The organism is Trichormus variabilis 0441 (assembly GCF_009856605.1).
Classification (GTDB): domain Bacteria; phylum Cyanobacteriota; class Cyanobacteriia; order Cyanobacteriales; family Nostocaceae; genus Trichormus; species Trichormus variabilis.
Map to the genome: position 1 here is coordinate 4714167 of NZ_CP047242.1, position 25562 is coordinate 4739728.

The 25562-nt window shown below is 43.3% G+C and carries 13 protein-coding genes; 8 read left to right on the forward strand and 5 right to left on the reverse strand.

The features are described 5' to 3' along the window. The first annotated feature begins 126 nt into the window (after positions 1-126). The 5 genes from gcvT to GSQ19_RS19515 all read left to right on the forward strand — a co-directional run bounded on the left by gcvT (position 127) and on the right by GSQ19_RS19515 (position 8605). Positions 127-1257, forward strand: coding sequence for a glycine cleavage system aminomethyltransferase GcvT (gcvT, locus tag GSQ19_RS19495; RefSeq protein WP_011319514.1), 1131 nt, complete (start codon positions 127-129; stop codon positions 1255-1257). A 188-nt stretch (positions 1258-1445) separates the two neighbouring features. Then, positions 1446-1838 (forward strand): glycine cleavage system protein GcvH, encoded by a 393-nt coding sequence (gene gcvH / locus GSQ19_RS19500; protein ID WP_011319515.1) that lies wholly within the window; start codon positions 1446-1448, stop codon positions 1836-1838. A gap of 204 nt (positions 1839-2042) precedes the next feature. Next, positions 2043-4967 carry an aminomethyl-transferring glycine dehydrogenase gene (gene gcvP, locus GSQ19_RS19505; RefSeq protein WP_011319516.1) on the forward strand — a complete coding sequence of 975 codons (2925 nt, stop codon included), beginning with the start codon at positions 2043-2045 and terminating at the stop codon, positions 4965-4967. A 508-nt stretch (positions 4968-5475) separates the two neighbouring features. Beyond that, positions 5476-6948 carry a TldD/PmbA family protein gene (locus GSQ19_RS19510; RefSeq protein WP_011319517.1) on the forward strand — a complete coding sequence of 491 codons (1473 nt, stop codon included), beginning with the start codon at positions 5476-5478 and terminating at the stop codon, positions 6946-6948. A gap of 316 nt (positions 6949-7264) precedes the next feature. Beyond that, on the forward strand, positions 7265-8605 hold the full coding sequence (locus tag GSQ19_RS19515) for a TldD/PmbA family protein (protein ID WP_011319518.1): 1341 nt from the start codon (positions 7265-7267) through the stop codon (positions 8603-8605). Positions 8606-8853: 248 nt separating this feature from the next. Here GSQ19_RS19515 and hemJ read toward each other — a convergent pair whose 3' ends face one another. Both hemJ and GSQ19_RS19525 read right to left on the reverse strand, forming a co-directional pair. Then, positions 8854-9438 (reverse strand): protoporphyrinogen oxidase HemJ, encoded by a 585-nt coding sequence (gene hemJ, locus GSQ19_RS19520; RefSeq protein ID WP_011319519.1) that lies wholly within the window; start codon positions 9436-9438, stop codon positions 8854-8856. A 318-nt stretch (positions 9439-9756) separates the two neighbouring features. After that, positions 9757-11085, reverse strand: a complete 1329-nt coding sequence (locus GSQ19_RS19525) for a hemolysin family protein (protein WP_011319520.1) — start codon at positions 11083-11085, stop codon at positions 9757-9759. Between the two features lie 285 nt (positions 11086-11370). On the opposite strand from GSQ19_RS19525, the gene mfd reads away from it, so the two are divergent. Together mfd and GSQ19_RS19535 are read left to right on the forward strand one after the other, a co-directional pair. After that, positions 11371-14937, forward strand: a complete 3567-nt coding sequence (gene mfd, locus GSQ19_RS19530; RefSeq protein ID WP_011319521.1) for a transcription-repair coupling factor — start codon at positions 11371-11373, stop codon at positions 14935-14937. Between the two features lie 289 nt (positions 14938-15226). Next, a complete protein-coding gene (locus GSQ19_RS19535; protein WP_011319522.1) occupies positions 15227-17887 on the forward strand; it encodes an MGH1-like glycoside hydrolase domain-containing protein in 2661 nt (886 codons plus the stop codon). 111 nt (positions 17888-17998) lie between these two features. On the opposite strand, the gene GSQ19_RS19540 is transcribed toward GSQ19_RS19535, so the two are convergent. Both GSQ19_RS19540 and GSQ19_RS19545 read right to left on the reverse strand, forming a co-directional pair. Next, entirely contained in the window at positions 17999-18517 is a 519-nt protein-coding gene (locus GSQ19_RS19540; RefSeq protein WP_011319523.1) for a DoxX family membrane protein, read from the reverse strand. 4 nt (positions 18518-18521) lie between these two features. Further along, positions 18522-19934, reverse strand: a complete 1413-nt coding sequence (locus tag GSQ19_RS19545) for an NAD(P)/FAD-dependent oxidoreductase (RefSeq protein ID WP_011319524.1) — start codon at positions 19932-19934, stop codon at positions 18522-18524. 430 nt (positions 19935-20364) lie between these two features. Here GSQ19_RS19545 and GSQ19_RS19550 point away from each other — a divergent pair, with 430 nt between their 5' ends. Next, entirely contained in the window at positions 20365-25038 is a 4674-nt protein-coding gene (locus GSQ19_RS19550; protein ID WP_011319525.1) for a PAS domain-containing protein, read from the forward strand. A gap of 15 nt (positions 25039-25053) precedes the next feature. Here the strand turns inward: GSQ19_RS19550 and GSQ19_RS19555 are convergent, their stop codons facing one another. Further along, positions 25054-25443, reverse strand: coding sequence for an Alr5209 family pentapeptide repeat protein (locus GSQ19_RS19555; protein ID WP_010999333.1), 390 nt, complete (start codon positions 25441-25443; stop codon positions 25054-25056). Positions 25444-25562 lie beyond the last annotated feature (119 nt).

Here is a 25562-nt window from a genome sequence, read left to right on the forward strand (position 1 = left end):
CATTAAAGGGGAATGGTGAGTAGAGAGTAGAAAATCGTGGGTAAGACAATTTCTCACTCCCTATTAATTGAAACCATCACGTAGGATATTAAATGTTGAAGTGCGATCGCATAAGCAAAACTATCTGTGGCTAATCAAAAAGACACTGCCGAAACCTTAGCGAGAACTCCTTTGTATCAACTGAGTCTAGAACTCAACGCCCGTTTGACCAGCTTTGGCGGGTGGGAAATGCCAGTACAATTCAGTGGGATTACCCGCGAACACGAAGCAGTGAGAAATGCTGCTGGGATGTTTGACATATCTCACATGGGGAAATTTACCCTCCAAGGTAAAAACCTGATTTCTCAACTCCAAGGTTTAGTTCCTTCAGACTTGAGTAGGTTGCAACCAGGACAAGCCCAATACACCGTGTTGTTAAACCCCCAAGGAGGAATCATTGACGATATCATTGTCTACTACCAAGGTGAAGACAACAGTGGTATGCAACAGGCATTTATCATCGTCAACGCAGCCACCACCAGTAAAGACAAAGCATGGATACTGTCACACCTTGACCAAAATCAGGTGCAATTCCAAGACATATCACTAGCAAAAGTCTTAATTGCCGTCCAAGGGCCAAAAGCCATTGACTATCTCCAGCCTTTTGTGCAGCAAAATTTACAACCAATCAAAGCCTTCGGACATCTAGGAGCCACAGTACTAGGTCAAGCAGGTTTTATAGCCCGTACAGGTTACACCGGGGAAGATGGCTTTGAGATTTTGTTAGACCCAGAAGTGGGAGTGGAGTTATGGCGTAGTTTATCTAATGCAGGTGTCATTCCCTGTGGCTTAGGTGCAAGAGATACCCTGAGGCTAGAAGCAGCTATGGCACTCTACGGTCAAGACATCAATGACAACACCACTCCTCTAGAAGCTGGGTTAGGGTGGTTAGTTCATTTGGATACCAAAGGAGATTTTATTGGTCGGTCAGTTTTAGAACAACAAAAGGCCACAGGAGTAAAACGCCGCCTCATAGGTTTGCAAGCCCAAGGACGTAACATCGCCCGTCATGGTTACCAAGTTCTCTCAGACGGTAAAGTAGTAGGCGAAGTGACTAGCGGTACTCTATCGCCTACACTAGGTCATCCCGTTGCTTTAGCCTACGTCCCCAGCAAACTAGCAAAAGTTGGTCAACCCCTAGAAGTCGAAATTCGCGGTAAAGCATACCCAGCCGTTGTAGTTAAGCGACCATTTTATCGTTCAAGTCAGAAGGGCTAGAAAATCACGATTAGGGTAAGCAGAGGGTCTAAAGAGCGAAAATTTAGCCTATCTCCAGCCCCCAATCTAAAAATCAATGTTGACCTACTGAATGTGTTGTAAGATACTCAATCACAGTATGGTCATTAACTAAATATGGTCTTAATTACTTTGGGACGCTAATTGTTTAATATTTCAGAGGAAAAGAAATGTCGTCGTTTGAATACCCTCAAGATTTAAGATATTTGGATACTCATGAATATGTGAGGTTAGATGGCGAAATCGCTACTATCGGTATTACAGAATTTGCTGTAGATCAATTGGGTGATGTGGTTTTTCTAGAACTGCCAGATATTGGCGATTTACTGACTAAAGGAGACACTTTCGGCACAATTGAATCAGTCAAAGCCGTCGAAGACTTGAACGCACCAATCACAGGAACAGTTGTAGAACGCAACGAAATTTTGATTGAATCTCCCGACGCAGTTGCAGATGATCCCTACGGTGAAGGATGGTTCTTGAAAGTACGTGTGAATGACCCTGACGAAGTAAATGATGCTTTGACGGCAGATGAATATCGTGCTGAGGTAGAAGGGGAATAGTTAGGGGTTTAGGGGTATGGGGGTATAAATATTTGAAACCCGTATACCCGTACATCCTTACACCCTTACACCCGGTCTCAATAGAAAATCTGGATGCGTAAGTCCTAAATTATTGATGAATCATTCAAGAGTTTATAAAATACCCCTAACAGGTAGGGGTATTTGTTGCAAAATATTAAATAGTTACTTCTGGAGTTTAATTTAGTGGTATCTTATGCCTCTATTCGTCAGTCTAGCGATGAAGCTGACTCTACCGTGGATGCTAGTCAAAAGCTAGACGCAAGGAAACAAGATTTAAATAATTTTATACAAAGACATATAGGCCCATCATCGGCAGATATTCAACATATGCTTGATGTGTTGGGATTCTCTAGTCTAGATGACCTGATTGAGAAAACAGTACCAAGCACAATCAGACTGCATAAAAAACTACAGTTGCCAACAGCACAGACTGAGTATGCAGCCCTGGCAAAGTTAAAACAAATTGCTTCTAAAAATCAGGTGTTTCGCTCATACATTGGTATGGGATATTACGATACGATTACTCCTCCAGTAATTGGGCGTAATATCTTAGAAAACCCTGGTTGGTATACTGCTTATACTCCTTATCAACCAGAGATTGCCCAAGGGCGGCTAGAAGCACTGCTTAATTTCCAAACCATGATTATCGATTTAACAGGGTTGGAAATTGCCAATGCTTCCCTACTTGATGAAGCGACAGCCGCCGCCGAAGCCATGAGTATGAGTTATGGTGTGAGCAAAAATAAGGCCAATGCTTATTTTGTCTCTCATGATTGTCATCCCCAAACCATCGACGTTTTGCAAACACGGGCTAAACCCTTGGGGATTGAGATTATTATCGGGGATCATCAGACATTCGATTTCCAAAAACCAATTTTTGGTGCAGTCTTACAATATCCTGCCAGTGATGGCACAATCTACGACTACCGAGCTTTTATTGAAACAGCTCATGCTCAAGGTGCATTGGTAACGGTAGCCGCAGACCCATTAAGCTTAACTTTACTTACCCCTCCTGGTGAATTTGGGGCTGATATTGCCGTAGGTAGCACTCAGCGCTTCGGTATTCCCTTGGGGTTCGGTGGGCCTCATGCGGCGTATTTTGCCACTAAAGAAGAGTACAAGCGGCAAGTTCCAGGGCGAATTGTGGGGGTATCTAAAGATGTCAACGGTAAAACTGCCCTGCGTCTAGCTTTGCAAACCCGCGAACAACATATCCGCCGCGAAAAAGCTACCAGTAATATTTGTACAGCACAGGTATTACTGGCAGTGATGGCGAGTATGTACGCTGTGTATCACGGCCCAGAAGGACTAAAGCAAATCGCGGAGAATATTCACCAGCTAACCGTGACTTTGGCAGAAGGACTAAAACGTCTGGGTTACAAAATTAGTTCCGAACATTTCTTTGATACTCTGCGGGTAGAGTTAGGAACAAACAATCTGGAAACTATTCTGGCAGGTTGCCAAGCCCGCAATATTAACCTGCGGATTTTTGATGAGACTGCTGTAGGTATTTCTTTAGATGAAACTACTACACCAGAAGACCTCATCGACCTCTGGCAAATCTTTGCTGGTGAAGACAACTTACCCTTTACCCCAGAAGAACTAATATCTTCTCTCAACCTCCCTCTCCGCAGCAGCAGCTATCTGACGCACCCCGTCTTCAACCGTTATCACTCAGAAACGGAGTTATTGCGTTATCTGCATAGGCTGGAAACTAAAGATTTGTCTCTAACTACATCGATGATTCCCTTGGGTTCCTGCACGATGAAGTTAAACGCTACATCGGAGATGATTCCCGTAACTTGGGAAGAATTCGGCAGAATACATCCCTTTGCGCCCTTAACCCAAACGCGGGGTTATCAAATTCTCTTCCAACAACTTGAGGCGTGGTTAGCAGAAATTACTGGATTTGCCGGGGTTGCTCTCCAGCCTAATGCTGGTTCTCAAGGAGAATATACAGGACTTTTGGTAATTCGTCAGTATCACGAAAGTCGAGGAGAAACACACCGGAATGTGTGTTTAATTCCTACTTCCGCACACGGGACAAACCCAGCAAGTGCGGTGATGTGTGGGATGAAGGTTGTAGCTGTTGCCTGTGATGCCGGAGGTAATATTGATATTGATGACCTCAAAGCTAAGGCAGAAAAACACAGCCATGAACTGGCGGCGTTGATGGTGACTTATCCCTCAACTCACGGAGTGTTTGAAGCGGGAATTCAAGAAATTTGTGCTGTGATTCATAGTCATGGTGGCCAAGTTTACATGGATGGGGCAAATATGAATGCCCAAGTGGGTATTTGTCGTCCAGGGGATATTGGCGCGGATGTTTGTCACTTGAACTTGCACAAAACTTTTTGTATTCCTCACGGTGGCGGTGGCCCTGGTATGGGTCCAATTGGCGTTGCATCCCATCTTGTACGGTTTTTACCTGGACATCCGGTATTGGGGAGTGGGAAAAACCCGCAAAATATTGGTGCTGTGGCTGCTGCGCCTTGGGGAAGTGCTAGTATTTTGGTGATTTCATGGATGTATATTGCCATGATGGGGGCGGATGGATTGACCCAAGCAACTAAGGTGGCAATTCTCAACGCTAATTACATCGCTAAGAGATTGGAAACTTACTACCCTGTGTTGTACAAAGGGCAAAATGGCCTCGTTGCCCATGAGTGTATTTTAGATTTGCGCGCCCTCAAGAAATCCGCCAACATCGAAATTGATGATATAGCCAAGCGTCTTATAGACTACGGTTTCCATGCCCCTACTGTCTCCTGGCCTGTGACAGGTACAATCATGGTAGAACCCACAGAAAGCGAATCGCAAGCAGAATTAGACCGTTTCTGTGATGCCTTGATTGCCATCCGCCAAGAAATCGCCGCCATTGAAGCAGGTAAGATGGATACCCACAATAATCTCTTAAAGAATGCACCCCATACGATTGAAAGTTTGATTGTTGGGGAATGGCTTCATCCTTATTCCCGTGAACAGGCGGCTTATCCCGTGTCTTGGACAAGGGAGTATAAATTCTGGCCCAGTGTGGGAAGAATTGATGCAGCTTTTGGGGACAGAAATTTCGTTTGTTCTTGCCTGCCAATGGAAGCTTATAACTAATTCGTAATTAGGAAAAGGGAACTGGTATGAGATGTTGCTCAATTAACTTGGACGTTAGCCAAAAATAAAGTTCTTTTGGGGTGGGTAGGATACCCACCCTAATATATTGGCTAGTAATTTAACGTGAGTCTGCAACGGGGGAAAAGTTCCGGGAAGGGCAAAAGAAGCAAAGTGAAGCCGGGAGAAGAAGATACTTAAATTATTTTTAATTATTTTTTCGTGAAAAATCATATCGAAATATGCGCCTAACACAACGCCAGTTGCTACAACGGAGGGAACCTCTGCAACGCACTGGCTCCCCTACAGAAACTTTATTTTTGTTTTATAAATAAGCTCTAAGATTAGTTTCTTTAACTATCAAAATATACCAATTCCAATAGCCTTCAATTGCAAAGTAGGGAAACCTCCACCGCCTATATGCCACCTGCGGCTTTCACCGATTTGTTAGACTGTTGACACCAGGATTTTTCAGTCAAATCTCTGATAACGCCAGCAGACGAGGCTATTCATGCTTACAAGTACCCTACTTCTCTCAAACCAACTCCCTAACCTGCAATATTCTTCTACACCAGAGCGATTCGATGAAACCTGGGAAGCCCCCTTGGCCACCCTCCTGGGTCTAGGAAGAGCAGCCGGTGCGGATTTTATTGAACTTTTCCTAGAGCGTCGCAACTATATCAGTAGTTTGGCAGAAGACGATACAATTACCAGTATTTCGCCCAGTCTAGCTACAGGTGCAGGAGTCAGAGTGTTTCGTGGCAAAGCAGATTGCTATGTCAGCACCAACGATTTATCTTTCTCTGGCTTGAAAGCAGCCTTAGAAAAAGGTCTATCTATTCTAGGCTTACAATTACCAGCCCCTAACGCTTTTATCCCAGAAATTAACCTGGAATTACTCAGAGACTATGCCACCAAACGCGGCAAAGACGCTTGGCTGCCTCTGTGCAGTTCTATCCGTGAAATGGGAGAAATCCTACTTGATGGTACAGCCTACCTGAAGCAAAAAGCCAACCACATACAATCACGCCGTGCTAGTTATTTTCGGGATTGGCAAGAAGTATTAGTTGCAGCCAGTGATGGCACATTTGCCCGTGATATTCGCCTAACTCAATCGGTAGGATTTAACCTGCTGTGTGCTGATGGTGCGAACCGTGCTTCCATTGGTGAGCGTGCAGGTAATACCAGCGATGCTAACTTCTTGAGGACTTGGGATTATCAACAAGCTGCCGAGCAAATTTCGGAATCTGCGGGAAAAATGCTCTATGCAGATTATGTGGAATCAGGTACTTACCCCATCATCATGGCGAATCACTTTGGTGGTGTAATTTTCCATGAAGCTTGTGGGCATTTGCTAGAAACTACACAAATAGAACGTAACACCACGCCTTTTGCTGATAAGAAAGGTGAGAAAATTGCCCATGAGAGCCTCACAGCTTGGGATGAAGGAAGAGCCGATAATGCTTTCGGGACAATTGACATGGATGACGAAGGTATGCCAGCCCAAAGAACCCTACTAATTGAAAAAGGTGTTTTGAAAAACTTCTTGGCAGATAGAACAGGCTCTTCCCGCACCGGACATCCGAGAACTGGTAGTGGCCGCCGTCAAAATTATACTTTTGCTGCGGCTAGCCGGATGCGTAATACTTACATCGCCACTGGTGACTACACAGTTGAAGAATTATTTGCTTCTGTAGATAAAGGTATTTACTGCAAAAAGATGGGTGGCGGTAGTGTTGGCGCTACTGGTCAATTTAACTTTAGTGTTGATGAAGCCTATTTAATTGAAAACGGTAAAATCACAAAGCCATTAAAAGGCGCAACTCTCATCGGCGAAGCAAAGGAAATTATGAATAAAATTTCCATGTGTTCCCAAGATTTGGAACTTGCGCCTGGGTTCTGTGGCTCCGTCAGTGGCAGTATTTACACCACTGTAGGACAACCACACATCAAAGTTGATTCCATCACAGTTGGTGGACGTTAATAATTTTAGATTTTAAATTTTGGATTTTGGGTTGTGAATGAGTAGGAGTTTAAAGCCAGTATCTGTAGGTCAATGTCCACCAAAATTATTTTACGGTGGGCATTACCCACCGTACTAGCGTAGCAAGCTTAATGTATTGGGTTGAGTAATCATAAAATAGTTTTATTTGGTACTAGCTAGGTTTTTTAATTCCAATGTTTTTAGGCTGATGTGCTACTACATATATTTCTTAGGCGAAAAACGTAATTCATAATATCCAAAAATCCGAAATTTGATTTACTTGTCAAAATCCAAAATCTCAAATCAAAGATTGGCTATGCCGAACATTAATGAAATCGCTACTTATGCCCAAGACAATGCTCAAAAGCTGGGCATCCAAAAATTCGATATTTATGGCTCAACTGTAGATGAAACTAGTGTACAAGTTGACCAAGGTGAGCCAAAGCAAGTCAAAGCTTCAAATCGTTCTGGTGTAACTGTACGCGTCTGGAATGAAGACAATACCATAGGTATTACTAGCACCACAGATGTAGATCCCAAAGGGCTAGAATTAGCTTTAAAAACGGCTTATGAAGCTAGTTTTTTTGGTGTCAAAGAAAATGTTCCTGATTTTAGTCCAGAGGCTACTGTTCCTCTTGCTAATACGTTAAATGAGAAAGCGCCTCAAGCTCCTGTTTCGGAACTAATAGAAAAATTGCTAGTGGCTGAAAAAGAACTGCTGGCTGCTCATCCGGCTATCAAAGGTGTACCTTACAACGGCTTGGCACAAAGAGATATTGATCGATTTTATCTCAATAGCCAAGGTGCTTTAAGAACTGAGTCTGTTTCTTTGTCATCAGTTTATCTGTACAGCAAAACTGAAGAGGAAGGGAAAAAACCACGCAGTGCCGGTGCTTACAGAATCAACCGTAGCTTAGAAAATTTGGATATCAATGGATGTATCCAAGAAACTGCTGAAAAAACTATTAGTCATCTCAATTACGACAAAATTAAAACTGGTAAGTATCGGGTGATTTTTTCACCGGAAGCCTTTTTAAGTTTGCTAGGGGCTTTTTCTAATTTATTTAATGCCCAAAATATTCTTGATAAACAAAGCTTATCTACTCCCGATGATTTAGGCAAGCAAATTGCTTCGCCTTTATTATCGGTTTATGATGATGCTTTGCACCCTGCGAATATAGGTGCAGAAAGTTTTGATGGCGAAGGTACACCTACTCGTCAGATTAGACTAATAGAAAATGGGATTTTAACAGGATTTCTTCATAGTGCTGGGACGGCAAAAAGGTTGAATACTCAACCTACAGGTAATGCTAGTATTGGGGCGAAAGTTAGTGTTAGTCCTAACTTTTATCATGTGTTTGCTTCTGGGAATTCTGAGGAGAAATTTAGCTTAGAAACAGCAGACAATGTAATTTTGATAGATGATTTACACGCTTTGCACGCTGGTGTGAAATCTTTGCAAGGATCTTTTTCTCTGCCCTTTGATGGTTGGTTAATTAACAAAGGTGTCAAAACAAGTATTGAATCAGCAACAGTTGCTGGTGATTTCTTAGAACTTTTGAAATCAATTATTTACGTAGAACCAGAAGTGGCTTTAACACCTGGTGGTGTGGCTCCGAAAATTTGGGTGGAGGAATTATCAATTACTGGTGAATAAATTATGCCAAATTGACTGTTGGTAGGGTGCGTCGGTATGAATATTTTCTTGGTACAGCTAGTTTTTTTCGCAAGTAGCGCACCCTGCTGGAATGAAATTAATAAAATAGGATATTAGACGTAGGTTGGGTGGAGTGCAGCGCAACCCAACCCAACACATATCAGGGTGTTGGGTTACGCAAATCCTCCACCCAACCTACATTTTTTTCTACATTTTAGGCTTGTCACGCCACTACTGGTACGGCAAGGCTAACTCTGTTCTTGAGGAATTTGTCCGATTTGGGCTGTGAGTTTTTCTTTATCCAATCGGCGCTTTTTAGCGTAAAGCTGAATTGTGACTGCCATAAAGATAATCAAGGCAAAAATTAGCCAAGCAGTGAGATCCGTAGGCAGATTATTCTTAAACACAGCCAGCATTACGATAACCACTAGCATCACTGTTGGTGCTTCGTTCAGCGCTCGTAACTGCTGACTACTCCAGCGACATTCATCGGCGGCTAACTTCTTCATTAACCGACCGCAGTAATGATGATAACCAAGTAATAAAGCAACACACAGCAGCTTAAAGTGTAACCAACCCTGTTTTAAGACTTCTGGTTCCGTACTCACTAAACCGATCGCCATTGCTACTGTCACCAACATTCCTGGTGTAGTGATAATGTTGTAGAGGCGCTTCTCCATAATTTGATACTGATTTTTCAGTATCGTCCGTGCTGGTTCTGGTTCCTGGTTAGCCTCCACATGATAGATGAATAACCTTACCAAGTAGAACAACCCAGCAAACCAAACCACAATCCCAATAATATGAAATGCTTTAAACCAGGAATATGCCATGAATGCAACCTGCCTTTATCTATCTGTTCTTGAATGATTGCAATTACCCTCATTATCAGGTTACGGCAAAACTCCATCCGACATGTTGGATAGATAAAGAACTTAGGAATGGAGAGAAGTCAATAGGACTTACGCACCCAGATTTTCTGTTGAGACCTAGTCTAAGGGTGTAAGGGTTTTCAACATTTACCCCTATACCCCTATACCCTTCTCCAAACCCATGATCTTTCGTTTTCATGGGTAAGTCCTAGTCAATTCCAAATGCAAACACTCCTGGGGAGTGGGGATCGGTAAATTTTATTCTCTGCTCCTTGCCTCCTAATCAGCTGTTTGCGTATCTGCTACCTTATTTGTCGTCGGTACGACTAGCACTTTGTCAACGCGGTTGCCATCCATGTCCATGACCTCAATTCGCATACCTTGCCACTCAAAATGATCGGCGGCGGCGGGAATGCGGCCAAGATGGGTAATGACGAAACCACCAAGGGTTTGATAGCTACCCCGTTCTTCAAAGTCCCACTCCTCAAGATCAAACAGTTCAAAAAAGTCTTCCACGGCTAACATTCCATCGAGTAGCCAGGAACCATCCTCTCGTTGCACAGCTTGGGGTTCTTCTTCCCCATCAGCAGAAGGTACATCGCCAACAATTTCGCTCATGATGTCGTTAAGAGTGACTAATCCTTGAATTACGCCGTATTCATCGACGACTAGCGCCATGTGAGTGATGGTTTGCTTAAATAACTCTAAAACTTTTAAGCCACGGGTGCTTTCGGGTACGAATACAGGCTGGCGCAATCCCACTGTTAAATCTAGGGAATCGCCTCTAAGACTTCTGGCGAGTAAGTCGGTGACAGGAATGATTCCTAAGACGTTATCCAGTCCTCCCTGACATACGGGATAACGGGAGTAACCGTTTTCGCTCATTTTTTGGCGATTTTCTTCGGTTGTGTCTTCCAAATCTAACCAGACGATATCAGGACGGGGTGTCATAAAGGAACTGACAGGGCGATCGCCTAGACGAAAAACTCGCTCTACCATATCCTGTTCTGCTTCCTCAAAGGTTCCCGCTTCCGTACCTTGTTCAATCAGGATTTTAATTTCTTCTTCCGTGACTTGTGGTTCTAGAGAAGGCGTAATCCCCATAGTTCGCAGTACCATGTCCGTAGATGCACTCAACAAATGCACCGCCGGAGAAGCCAAAGTTGCCAAAGCACGCATAGGAATGGCAACAACAGCAGCAATACGTTCAGGACTGTTTAAGGCCAGACGCTTTGGCACTAGTTCACCAATAATCAGCGATAAGTAAGTAATAATCAAAACTACGATACCGAAGGAAACTGGCTCACTATAAGGTGATAAAAATGGCACGAGCCTGACGTAAACTGCTAGTCTGCTGGCAATTGTCGCTCCTCCAAAAGCACCTGTCAGGATACCAATGAGAGAAATACCTATTTGTACGGTAGAGAGGAAATTATTCGGTGATTCTGCCAATTTCAGTGCAGCTCTTGCCTTGGGATCTCCTTGATTCGCAAGTTGCTGTAGCCTTACCTTCCGTGCCGAGACGATCGCCATCTCGGACATGGAAAAAATGCCGTTAGCAATAATTAGTACCAAAATAATTAAAATTTCAACAGTTATGGAAGACATGATGATGAATTGCCGCTATATAGAGCGAACTTAGCTCAATCCTTAGTATCTAGTATTAAAGGTTTTCTCATAAACTCTTTAACTATACATAAAGTAGTAGGTTTTTTTTCAAGGAGACGGGAGTGGGGAGAGAATACCTTACTTAAGAATCAGCATTTTTCATGGATTCCTGAATTTGTTGAGTATTATTCTTCCACAGAAATATTAAGAGGAGTGTTTAACACTTTTAAAATAGTTGACATAGGCTACCTCTCTATTTTCTGTTCTGCAACGACTTCCTAACTTATGGCTTTTTCTTCTATTGTGCGTGCCTTGGCGCGATCGCCACTCACCACTGAGTTACTTTCTAAGCTCAATCGCCAGCAAGATTTGCGATTAAATGGCATTCCCCGTCTGCCTAAGGGCTTGGTGGCTTCGGCTTTGGCACAAAATTCTGGCAATAATTTGTTTGTGGTTTGCGCCACTTTAGAAGAAGCTGGACGCGCTTACGCACAGTTGGAGGCGATGGGATGGCAAACAGTACATTTTTACCCCACTTCGGAAGCCTCTCCCTACGAACCATTTGACCCGGAAACGGAAATGACTTGGGGTCAGATGCAGGTGTTGGCTGATTTGGTTAAAAGTCAACCCTCCGGGTTCGGCAGTTCGCAATCGACGGTAACCGCCAAGACTGCGACTGCCTCACAGTCAACAGTCAACAGTCAACAGTCAACGGTCAATGGTCAACAAAATAAAATAGCTGTTGTGGCTACTGTTGGGGCGTTACAACCCCATTTACCACCACCAGATGCTTTTATTCCTTTTTGCCTGACTCTGAAGCGGGGGCTGGAATTTGATTTAGAGACCTTCAGTGAGAAGATTACCATTTTGGGCTATGAGCGTGTTCCCTTGGTGGAAACAGAAGGTCAGTGGAGTCGGCGGGGGGATATTGTGGATGTGTTTCCCGTTTCCTCAGAACTACCGGTACGGTTGGAATGGTTTGGGGATGAAATCGAGCAAATTCGGGAATTTGACCCCAATACTCAACGCTCGGCGCTTGACAAGATAACAGAGATTGTGCTTACACCCACAAGCTTTACGCCTATTATCACTACAGCCCTGGAGGAGAGTGCTGAGTATCAAGTCCTAAGTGCTGATTCAGAAATTAATTCTGCACTCATAGAAGGTAGTCGGCGGTTTTTGGGTTTAGCTTTTGAGCGACCTGCATCTGTTTTGGATTATTTACCGGAAAATACCTTAATTACAATTGATGAGCCAGAACAGTGTCATGCTCATAGCGATCGCTGGGTGGAAAATGCAGAGGAACAATGGTCCCTGGGAACAGGAGAAACGGATCTGGGAAGTGTACAATTACCCAAAATTCATCGGTCTTTTGAGGAATGTTTGGCTGATGCGACTCGATTTAAAACCTTATATTTATCGGAACTATCGGAAGAAAATAGCGGGGTGAATTTAGCTAGTCGGTCTGTGCCGGTAACACCCCATCAATTTGCTAAACTGGCAGACACATTAAGGCAAGAGCGCGATCGCAATTTCTCGATTTGGTTAATCTCGGCTCAACCTTCCCGTTCTGTTTCTCTATTACAAGAACACGATTGTCCGGCGCAGTTTATCCCCAATCCCCGCGATTACCAAGCAATTGACAAGCTGCAAATCAACCACACCCCCGTAGCGTTGAAATATTCTGGTCTGGCGGAACTGGAGGGTTTTATTCTCCCTACCTATCGCCTAGCAGTCATCACCGACCGGGAATTTTATGGTCAACACTCCCTAGCTACACCGAATTTTGTCCGTAAGCGTCGTCAGGCGGCTTCTAAACAAGTTGACCCGAATAAGCTGCGTCCAGGGGATTATGTCGTTCACAGGAGTCATGGAATTGGTAAGTTTGTCAAGCTGGAGAGTCTGACAATTAACGATGAAACCCGTGATTATATCGTTGTCCAGTATGCTGACGGTCTTTTAAGAGTAGCGGCTGATCAAGTGGGTGCTTTATCTCGGTTCCGCGCTACGGGAGATAAACCGCCAGAACTGCATAAGATGACGGGAAAAGCTTGGGACAATACCAAAAACCGCGTCCGCAAAGCGATTAAGAAATTAGCAGTAGACTTGCTGAAATTATATGCAGCGCGATCGCAACAACAAGGTTTCGCCTATCCCCAGGATATGCCTTGGCAAGAGGAAATGGAAGATTCTTTCCCCTACCAAGCCACAACCGACCAGCTAAAAGCCGTCCAAGATGTGAAACGGGACATGGAAAGCGATCGCCCAATGGATCGCTTAGTTTGTGGTGATGTGGGTTTTGGGAAAACGGAAGTAGCGATTCGCGCCATCTTCAAAGCAGTGACCTCTGGTAAACAAGTCGCTTTACTTGCACCAACTACCATCCTCACCCAGCAACATTACCACACCATTAAAGAACGCTTTGCCCCTTACCCTGTGAACGTCGGCTTATTAAATCGTTTTCGCACAGCCGAAGAACGGCGGAACATTCAAAAGCGATTGGCGACTGGTGAGTTAGATATTGTGGTTGGGACACACCAGCTTTTAGGTAAAAGTGTCAACTTCAAAGATTTAGGACTGTTGGTCATAGATGAGGAACAACGCTTTGGGGTGAACCAGAAGGAGAAAATTAAGTCCTTGAAAACCCAAGTTGACGTATTGACTCTCTCCGCCACCCCCATTCCCCGCACCTTGTATATGTCTTTGTCTGGGATTCGGGAAATGAGCTTGATTACCACACCACCCCCTACCAGACGACCAATTAAAACCCATCTTTCACCCAGAAACCCGGAAAGTGTCCGCAGTGCTATTCGTCAAGAACTTGACCGTGGCGGACAGGTATTTTATGTAGTTCCACGGGTCGATGGGATAGAAGAGATTACAGCCAATCTGCGGGAGATGGTTCCCGGAGCCAGATTTGCGATCGCTCACGGGCAAATGGATGAGAGCGAGTTAGAATCAACTATGCTCACCTTTAGTAATGGTGATGCAGATATTCTGGTATGTACCACAATTATTGAATCTGGGTTAGATATTCCCCGCGTCAACACCATCTTAATTGAAGATGCTCACCGCTTTGGCTTATCCCAACTTTACCAGTTACGGGGAAGGGTAGGACGAGCAGGAATTCAAGCCCACGCCTGGCTATTTTACCCCAAACAACGAGAACTATCTGATGCCGCCCGGCAACGACTACGAGCAATTCAGGAATTTACTCAACTTGGTTCCGGCTATCAACTAGCCATGCGCGACATGGAAATCCGGGGTGTGGGTAACTTGCTGGGTGCAGAACAATCAGGGCAAATGGAAGCGATCGGTTTTGATTTATACATGGAAATGTTAGAAGAATCAATCCGAGAAATTCGCGGTCAAGAAATTCCCAAAGTTGACGATACCCAAATTGACCTCAACCTCACCGCTTTTATCCCCGCCGATTACATTACCGACATTGACCAAAAAATGAGCGCATATCGTGCGGTAGCGGCGGCTAAGTCCAAAGACGAATTAACCCAGATTGCAGCTGAGTGGAGCGATCGCTATGGTACTTTACCAGTCAGCGCCAATCAACTCTTGCGGGTAATGGAACTCAAACAACTAGCGAAAAAGTTAGGTTTTAGCCGCATCAAACCAGAAAGTAAACAGCACGTTGTTCTAGAAACCCCAATGGAAGAACCTGCATGGAATTTACTTGCGGCGAACTTACCAGAACACCTGAAAACCCGGTTTGTTTATTCTCCAGGTAAAGTCACAGTCAGGGGTTTAGCAGTCCTCAAAGCCGACCAACAATTACAAAGTTTGATTGATGCGTTAGGGAGAATGCAGGGAGCGATCGCAGAAGCAGCTATTGTTTAAACAGTCAAGTTTTCAGGAACTTTTCCATAATTACGGCTGATATTCTTAGAGGATTTTCATAAAAATATCATGGTCAATTCAGAGTAAAGCCTCATGCTAGTAGAGCGCCAAATTTTAGGCCTTGCTGAATCCAGATATGAATCAATTCAAAATTCAAAATTCAAAATAAAAACCAAAAATTCCCTCTCTTTCTCTCCGCACCTCTGCGCCTCTGCGTGAAATAAATTCATCTTCTCACTCAGCAACGCCAGATTTTCCTATTTTCGACTCGATCAATGTGCATAACCCGATGACAGCAAATCTCACCCAAGAAGAACTTAGATTACAAGCAGCCAGGGATCACATAGCTCATTGGCGTAGATGGGGACCATATTTGAGCGATCGCCAGTGGGGAACAGTGCGCGAAGATTATAGTTCTCATGGGAATGCGTGGGACTATTTCACCCATGATCAAGCTCGTTCTCGCGCTTACCGTTGGGGTGAAGACGGGTTATTGGGGATTTGTGATAATCATCAACGGCTTTGTTTTGCGATCGCTCTTTGGAATGGTGAAGATTCTATTCTCAAAGAAAGAATTTTTGGTTTAACGGGAAATGAAGGTAATCATGGGGAAGATGTTAAAGAATATTACTTTTATTTAGATAACACCCCCACCCATGCTTACATGAAGGCTTTGTATAAATATCCCCAAACAGCCTTCCCCTACTCCCAGTTAGTAACAGAAAATCAGCGCCGCAATCGTCGGGATGCAGAATTTGAACTGATAGATACGGGTGTATTTGATTATGATAAATACTTTGATGTATTTGTTGAATATGCCAAGAATACTGCCGAGGATATTCTCATTCAAATTACGGTAATTAATCGAGGAACAGAAGCCAAGACACTGCACTTATTACCTACGATTTGGTTTCATAATACTTGGTCTTGGAATGGAGATACAAATAAACCTATTTTGCAATTAGTAAAATTAAGTGATGATTTTCAGACCATAGCAGCCCACCATCAAACTTTAGGTGAAAGATGGCTATACTGTCAACAACCAAATGAGATTCTTTTTACAGAAAACGAAACAAATATACAGAAATTATTTGGTTATCCTAATACATCTGCTTATGTTAAAGATGGAATTAATGACTATATTGTTAACGGCAAAAAATCAGCAGTAAATCCTGAACAGGTGGGAACAAAAGCCTCTGCCATCTATGTGTTAACAGTTGGTGCAGGTGAAACGCAGATTATCAAATTAAGACTATCTGATACACCTGATTTGATTGAACCATTTGGACAGGAATTTAGTATAATTTTCAGTCAACGCCAAAGGGAAGCAGATGAATTTTATCAGCGCGTTACGCCATTTCAATTAAGTGAAGATATGCGAAATGTGCAGCGACAAGCATTTGCAGGAATGCTGTGGAGTAAGCAATTTTATCATTACATCGTCGAAGATTGGCTAAAAGGAGACACCCACACACCAAAGCCACCACCAGAACGCCGCAATGGTAGAAATAAAGAATGGTTTCATCTCTACAATGAAGATATTCTCTCCATGCCAGATAAGTGGGAATATCCTTGGTTTGCTGCTTGGGATTTAGCATTTCATACCATCCCTTTGGCAATGATTGATCCGGATTTTGCTAAGTACCAATTAGATGTTTTAACACGGGAATGGTATATGCACCCCAACGGGCAAATTCCGGCTTATGAATGGGCTTTTGGTGATGTTAATCCTCCTGTTCATGCTTGGGCAACTTGGCGCATATATAAAATTGAACAGAAAATTTATGGACGAGCAGATAGACAGTTTTTAGAAAGAGTATTTCAAAAGCTGATGCTCAATTTTACCTGGTGGGTAAATCGTAAGGATGCTGAAGGTAATAATGTCTTCCAAGGAGGGTTTTTAGGATTAGATAACATTGGTGTATTTGACCGCAGTGCAACTTTACCTACGGGCGGACATATTGATCAATCTGATGGTACAAGTTGGATGGGAATGTATTGTTTAAATATGTTAGCCATTGCTTTAGAATTAGCCAAGACTAATCCTGTTTATGAAGACATTGCCACTAAATTTTTTGAACATTTCCTTTACATAGCTGATGCTATGAATAAAATTGGTGAAATGGAAGCTAGTTTATGGAATGAAGTAGATGGTTTTTACTACGATGTGCTGCATCTACCTGAACGACAGATTACCTTAAAAGTGCGCTCAATGGTGGGACTAATTCCCCTATTTGCTATTGAAACTATTGAACCAGACACATTAAAAATGCTTCCTGGCTTTAAAAAGCGGCTGGAGTGGTTTATCAAAAACCGTCCAGATTTGCGACAAAATGTCGCTTGTATGGAAACAATAGGCATAGGCGCTAGAAGATTATTGGCAATAGTTTCACGGGATAAACTAAGACATATCCTCCAAAAAATGCTCGATGAAAGTGAATTTCTTAGCCTATATGGTATTCGCGCTCTTTCGAGATTTCATGCAGAACATCCCTATAAATTTGATGTCAACGGTTCTCAATTTCGTGTAGATTATGAACCGGCTGAATCTAGTAGTGGTTTATTTGGCGGTAATTCTAACTGGCGGGGGCCTATTTGGTTTCCGGTGAATTTTCTCTTAATTGAATCTCTGCAAAAGTTATATTATTATCTAGGAGATGATTTTCAGGTGGAATGTCCTACAGGTTCTGGTAAGATGATGAATCTTTGGGAAGTAGCATCAGAATTATCCCAAAGATTAACTAGAATTTTCTTAAAGGATACTTCTGGTAAACGTCCTGTTTACGGTGCGACAGAGAAGTTTCAAAATGACACACATTGGCGTGATTTGATTTTATTTTATGAATATTTTCATGGTGATAATGGAGCAGGAATTGGTGCGAGTCATCAAACAGGATGGACAGGTTTAGTCGCTAAATTAATTCAGCATCTGGGTGAAAAATCTTTGTAGAGACGCGATAAATCGCGTCTCTACAAACATGAATCGTGTCTGTACTAGAATCCCCACAAACATGAATCGCGTCTGTAATACAATCCCCACGTCTTCAAGCTGGAGACCATATCAAATATCTTCCTCAGCACCCATACCAGCATAATCAGCCATTGCTTGACTACGACGGCGGCTCATTTTTTGTTCGTAAGCATCGTAGGCAATGCAAATCCAAATTAAGGTCATGAAGAGAATGTTTTTGTTAAAGCTTTCTGCACCATTGGGAAATAGACTACCTGCGGGAACAATACCAAATGCGAGAATGATGCTGAATGTCATGAGAATCAGTAGTAAACCTGTCCACCGCACCCAATAATTGAGGGCAAACAAGGCTCCCAAGACGATTTCTACTAAAGGTAACGACCAAGCATAAGGAACTGCTATTAACCAAGGTAGCGGCCCTACACCTTCCCATCCGGGGGGAATTCCAGGGCCAATCATTTGCAGTTTTTGAGTGATCACTGTTTGGTAGAAACCGTTAGGAACGCTGAAATTTAAGTAGTTGGCAATACCTGAGAGGAAGAAGAAAAAACCGATGGTAATTCGATTGACGCTAACGGCTGTGTGGAGGTTGAGTAGGTATTTCATCATAAATTTAGCGGCGGGGTGTGAGGTGATTGAGTAAAGTGGGAACGCCTGTCCAACTGAGGTTTTGCTGAAATTGGGTAGGTTGGGCTACTCGCCAAACTAGGGGGGTGGCAAAAATTAGTGCTGCTGCGGTGGTGGCGACTCCAGATAACCACGGTGTTTGTCCCAGCTGCATGGGGGTAGCAGCACGGTGACGCTGAAATAATTCATCTGTTAGCCACTCGGTTGTAACTTTCAGGTTATGAGTAGAGTTGGGTAGTAGTTGTAAATATGTTCCTTCGCGAATCAAATGGCCTGCTTGTCCTTTGATTTGCACTTTGTTGAATAAGTTAGCAACGCCTTCGTTGAGTCCTAATTTCATCAAAGTGCCACGCAGTTGGACTTGTACGGGAACGGTTGGTTTGTTTTGGCTGATTCGTTGGAGATTTTGAGCGATCGCAATTCCTTGTTGATAAGCTACTTGAGCTGTGGGTGGCTGGGGATGATCGCTATCCATAGCACAATCACCCGCCGCGAAGATTTCGGGAAAATTAGACAGTTGCAATGTGGGTTTTACCAGTAACCGCCCTCGATTTTGAGAAACGGGTAATTCCATCAGCAAAGGATTGGGTGCAGTACCAGCAGTCCAAGCGATGGTTCCTGCTGGTAACATCTGTATTTGCTCCTGTCGCCGATACTCTACACCTTCAGATGTAATCTTTGTGACAGCCGCATCAAATAAAAAATCCACGGGAATGAGGCGATTTTTCATGGCGCGTTCAACTGTGCAGCGTAAATGGCTATTAACATCGCCTTTGAGAATTTCCCGACTGCGGTTGACCAGGACAACATGAATTTCACTACCATCGCCGCCCAACTCGTCGTACCAAATGGGCAGTAAATCGGCTAAGGTACAGGCCAATTCAATACCAGCTGGTCCAGCACCAATGATGGCAACAGTTAACAGTAAACGACGATGTTCTGAGTCTGGTGTTTGAATGGCTTGATATAATTTGCGACGCAAGTGTTGGCGGAGTGCGATCGCCTGTTCCCCAGAGGTAAAGGGCATTGCATATTCTGCCGCACCGGGAGTAGCAAAATAAGTTGTTTTGCTACCGAGTGCTAAAACCAAGTTGCTGTAGTGGAAAGCTTGACCAGAGACTGTATCAACTCTCTGCTGATGTATATCAATCGATTGCACCGTGTCTTGGACAAACTTAACTTTGCTACCAGCTAACAGCTCTTGATAACGAGGATAGACCTGTTTGCTATGCAGCTCACCGCTTAGTAATTCATACAATAACGGTTTGAAACTAAAGCGATCGCGCTGTTCTATTAAAATAATCGGATAAGAGTAATTTTGCTGGCTTAAGTGCAGAGCCGTAAACAGTCCAGCAAAGCCAGCACCCAGGATGACTGTGGGATGAGATGCTTGCTGCATAAGTATTAACAGTTACTTTAGAGAACTGCTCTTAGTATTACGGCACTCACTCGATCTTAAGTGATGCAGTCCTAAAGCTTGGCTGAGAAATTCAAGGGAATTTGCAGCATATTTTTTATCCCTTTCTCAGCAATAATTTAGATTACCCAATTACTTGAGGATTTTTATATGAAATAGATTTTCGTCGAGTATTTATCTTCGTTGAAACAAAACCTCACATTTGATAACAATAAAGGGAGCAACTTTTGAGATTGCTTAAATGTGAAGAACTTTCTTGTAATACTACATTAAGAAAAAATTAGCATCTAACCAAAAGAAGTTTTTTTATCTGATATGATAATCTATCTGGAGACGAGTACCTAAAACTTGCAAACTAGCTTAGGTTAAGTATAAGCTCTGCAACAAGTATTAGTTGTCGCAAGTCATTTTCATGCCTAATATTCCTATTTCTGCATTACTACGTTTTGGAATTGTCATATTTTCTGTCGCACTGGCTTGTGCGCTAATGCTATTGTTAGACCCTTGGCTAGGGATGACCAGTACTCCTTTTTTATTATTCTTTAGCGCTGTCATGTTCAGTGCTTGGTATGGAGGTTTTTGGTCAGGAGTGTTAGGAACTTTCTTATCTGTAATACTTAGTAATTACTTCTTTTTTCACCCAAGATATACTCTCTCTATTGATACTGATAATGTAGTTATCATAGGGTTATTTGCTGTACAAGGATGGTTTTTCAGTTTTATCTGTGAAATCTTGAGAAATACCAAAAAGCAAGATGCAGTTAATTTACAGAAACTTAGGCAAAGCGAGGAGCGATTTCGATTAGCTTTGAGCAATTCTGATATCGTGGTTTTTCAACAGGATCGAGATTTGCGGTATCGATGGATTCATAATTATCAAGGTGTAGCCTCTGCTGAAGAAATCATTGGTAAGTCAGACAATGAATTGTTCCCCGCTTCAGTGGCAGAAAAACTAACAGCCATTAAGCAAAAAGTATTAGAGAAAGATGTTTCTGTCCATGAGGAAGTGTCCGTAATTTTTCACGGAAAAGTCGTTTACTATGATTTGTTAGCCGAACCCCTGACAATTGACGGTCAAATCCAGGGTATTACCTGTGCAGCAGTAGACATTACTGAACGCAAGCGCTCAGAACTAGAGAAAGCTAAATTACAGAGTAAACTCCAAAAAGCTATTGAGCAGCAAGACGAATATCTAGCATTATTGAATGCTTGGCTGGCTAGCTCCCCTGTAGCCCTAGCTTTTTTAGATACAAAACTACGTTACGTTTATACTAATGAAGCTCTGGCAGCAATTAACGGTGTACCCCAAAGTCAACACATTGGGCGCACTTTGAGGGAAGTATTGCCAGAATGGGCAACACAACTGGAGCCTATTCTCCAACAAGTAATGGCAACCAAGCAGCCACTCGTAAATCAAGAAGTATGTGGGGTAACCTATCCATCAGGAGTACATCGTTGTAGCTTAGTGAACTACTATCCAGTATGTTTACCAGATGGAAAACTGCTGGGGGTGGGAGTGACGGCTCTCGATATTACAGAACGAAAGCAGGCTGAGGACGCGCTACGGTACATTGCCCAAACCAGTAACACACTCTCCAGTTCTTTGGATTACGAGCAAACTTTGGCACAGATTGCGAAAATATCCGTCCCGCAACTAGCAGACTGGTGCAGTATTGATATTATCAACCAAGATGGCTCGATTCGCCGCTTACCTATTGCTCATGTAGACCCAACAAAAGCAGAATTGGCAAGATTATTTCAGGAATATGCACCACAATTAGGGAGTGGGAGTTTAGTTGCTAACGTATTACAAACTGGGGAACAGTTATTAGTTGCAGACTTACCTGATTCTCCTTTACCAGCAGATCAAAATGAGGAAAATCTGGAGTTGCTGCGGCAGATAGGAATTAAATCACTCATGCTTTTACCCTTAATAGCACATGAGCAAGTGCTAGGATGTATAACCTTTGTTAGTGCTGAATCAGGTCGTAGCTACAATCAATCTGACTTAAGCTTAGCCAAAGACATTGCCTATCGTGCTGCCCTAGCGATGGAGAATGCTCAACTGTATCGAGATGTTCAACAAGCTTTAAAACATTATGCTGAATCATTGGCGCTTTTAGATGCCTTGTTGGCAGGCGCACCTGTAGCAGTCTGTTTTTTGGATAAGGAATTACGATATCTCCGCATTAATCAAGTATTAGCTGATCTCAATGGCTTGAGTATAGAAGAGCATCTGGGACGAAAATTTCAGGATGTTTTACCCAAGATGGCAGAGCAATTTGAAGAGCAATTGCAACAAGTATTGGAGACGGGACAACCTCTGCTGAATTTGGAGGTTAGTGGTGAGGCGCTAGGAAGACCAGAAATTAATAGCTATTGGTTAGGTAATTATTACCCAGTCTACGACGGCATGGGCAAAACAGTAGGCATCGGGATTATCCTGGCAGATGTGACAGCTACTAAGCAAGTAGAAATTGCTCTGCGAGAAAGTGAAGAACGCTTCCGAGCCATGTTTGACCAAGCGGCTGTGGGCATTACCTTAGTTACCTTAGATGGTCAATTTCTGCAAAATAATCCGGCTTTGTGCGACATTACCGGTTACAGCTCTGAAGAATTAAGTCAGATGAAGTTTCCCGAAATTACTCACCCTGATGATGTGGAAGCTGATTGGGCATACGCCAAGCAAGTATTAGCCAAGGAAATTAATGGTTACTCTCTAGAAAAGCGTTATCTTCGCAAAGATGGCACGACTGTTTGGGTGAATCTGACTGCATCAGCCGTATGGAATGAGCAGGGAGAACCTAAATATGCGTTGGGTATTATTGAAGATATTAATGAGCGCAAGCAAGCAGAAGCCGCACAAAACTTTTTAGTTGAAGCCAGCACTATTTTAGCAGCTTCTTTAGATTATGAGGTTGCCCTGAATAATGTGGCTCATTTGGCAGTACCTACCATTGCTGATTGGTGTGCTGTAGATATTCTCCAAGCTGACTGGTCGATTAAACGTGTAGCGATCGCCTGTGTTAATCCTGCAAAACTGGAGATTATAGAAGAAATTCGCCGTTCATATCCAACCAGAACCGAGGGCAAACACCCGTTTCGAGATAAACTCCTCAAAGGAGCATCGGCTTTCTATCCTGAACTACCAAACTCAATTTTGGTAGAGATAGCACAGGATGAACAACATTTACAATTATTACAAAGCTTGGAAATGCGATCGCTGATGGTGGTTCCCCTTTACTCACGGGAGCAAATATTTGGGGTCATTTCCTTTGTTACTGGTAGTTCAGGCAGGCAACTCAAACAAACAGATTTGGCATTGGCAGAAGATATCGCCCGACGAGCAGCTACAGCCATTGATAATGCCAGACTGTATCAGGAAACTCAGCAGGCGAAACAAGCCGCCGAGTTAGCAATGAGTCGAATGTTACGTTTACAAAGCATCACAGCAGCGCTCTCCGAAGCCCTCACGCCCCAACAAGTTGCTGATGTGGTAGTAAATCAAGGATTAGCAGCTTTGGGAGCATCTGCTGGATCTGTGGTTCTGTTGACTGAAGGCGGTACTACCCTGAAAATCATTCAAGCCATCGGCTACCCAGAATCGGTGCAAGATGCTTGGGAAACTTTCCCCCTAACTGCAACTGTACCAATTGCGGAAACCGCCAGGACAGGGGAAGCGATTTTTTTAGCTAACGTCACAGAATTTGCCGCCAAATATCCACAAATTGCTAACGTCCCCTCCCTCACGGGTAATTGCGCTTTTGCTTGTATTCCTCTCATCGTCGAACAGCAGACAATTGGAGTGATGGCATTAAGCTTTGCCACAGCCCAAAAATTTAACGAAGAACAGCAAAAATTTATGTTGACATTGGGTCAACAATGCGCTCAGGCGATCGCTCGCTCTCAACTTTATGAAGCAGAAAAAAATGCCAGAGCTGTAGCCGAATCCACTAACCGGATTAAAGATGAATTTTTGGCGGTTCTGTCCCACGAATTGCGTACCCCCCTCAATCCCATCATGGGTTGGGCTAAGTTACTCCGCACGCGCACATATAAGGAAGAGACCATCAAGCAAGGTTTGGAAACAATCGAGCGCAACGCCAAGTTACAAACTCAACTCATTGACGACTTGCTGGATGTTTCCCGCATCTTACGCGGTAAGCTGAATTTGAATGTCTGCCTAGTAGATTTGAGAAACACAGTTCAAGCTGGGTTAGAAACAGTCCGTTTAGCCGCCGAAGCAAAATCAATAGCAATTCACACAATCTTGAGTGATGAACCTGTACAGGTGATGGGTGATGGCGATCGCTTGCAACAGGTCATCTGGAATTTAGTCTCGAATGCCGTCAAGTTTACACCGTCGGAAGGACGGGTAGAAGTGCGTTTAGAACAGGTGGGACGAGATGCCCAAATCCAAGTGATTGACACAGGTAAAGGCATTACACCAGAATTTTTACCTTATGTCTTTGAATACTTCCGTCAAGCAGATGCCAAGACAACCAGGGTATTCGGTGGCTTGGGTTTGGGATTGGCAATTGTCCACCATCTTGTAGAATTACACGGTGGTACAGTAGTAGCACAGAGTGCCGGAGAAGACCAAGGAGCAACTTTTACTGTCAAGCTACCCTTGCATAAAAGTGCTGATTACCAAGTGCAGAGTGCTAAGTCTGCGGTTACAGAACTAGAGAATCAAGACTCACTATTGGCTGGTGTGCAGATTCTTTTAGTTGATGATCAAGAAGATGTACGGGAATTTTTTAGCTTTGCTCTAGAACAGTGTGGGGCAACAGTAACTGCGGTAGCATCAGCCATAGAGGCATTGGAAGCCCTAGCACGCTCAAAGGCAGATGTACTGTTAAGTGATATTGGGATGCCACAAATTGATGGTTATATGTTGTTGCGGCAAATCAGAAAATGGTCGCCAGAACAAGGTGGACAAATTCCAGCGATCGCTCTGACTGCCTATGCTGGAGAAATTGATCAAAAACAAGCCATCGCCGCAGGCTTTCAAAAGCATATAGCTAAACCCGCCGACCCAGTAGAGTTAGCTGAGGCGATCACCCAACTCATCGGGCGCAAATAAACCTCATTGGATATTTTATTGTTCTTTGAGTTGCAAGCCTGCTTTTAGGAGATCAAAATTTTCGGGAAAATGAGTATTGCGATCGCAATCAGCCTTTTCTAATTTTGCACCCTGGAGGTTGGCTTGGCGGAGATTGGCAGACATTAATAATGCGCCTCGCAAATCAGCATCTTGTAAATCAGCTTGGCTCAAATCGGCAAAGCTTAAGTCAGTTCCCCTAAGGTTGGCTCCTCTAAGGTTAGCTGTACTTAAATCAGCGTAGCTAAGGTCAGAGCCTTTGATATCTACATTTTGTAAATTAGCATCGCCCAATTCAGCGCGGTTAAAATCACGCCTTCCCGCAGTGTACATCTCAATGAGAGTAGCTACTGTACTAATGGGCTGTTGATAATTGACTTCAGACATAAAACAGCCGTCTTTGTTAAATCACATAAATTTATCATAGAGCTGGTGATGTGCAGAATATTGGCAAACATGACATAAGTATTATTTTTGAACCTCACACCACTGGGGATGGCGTGATT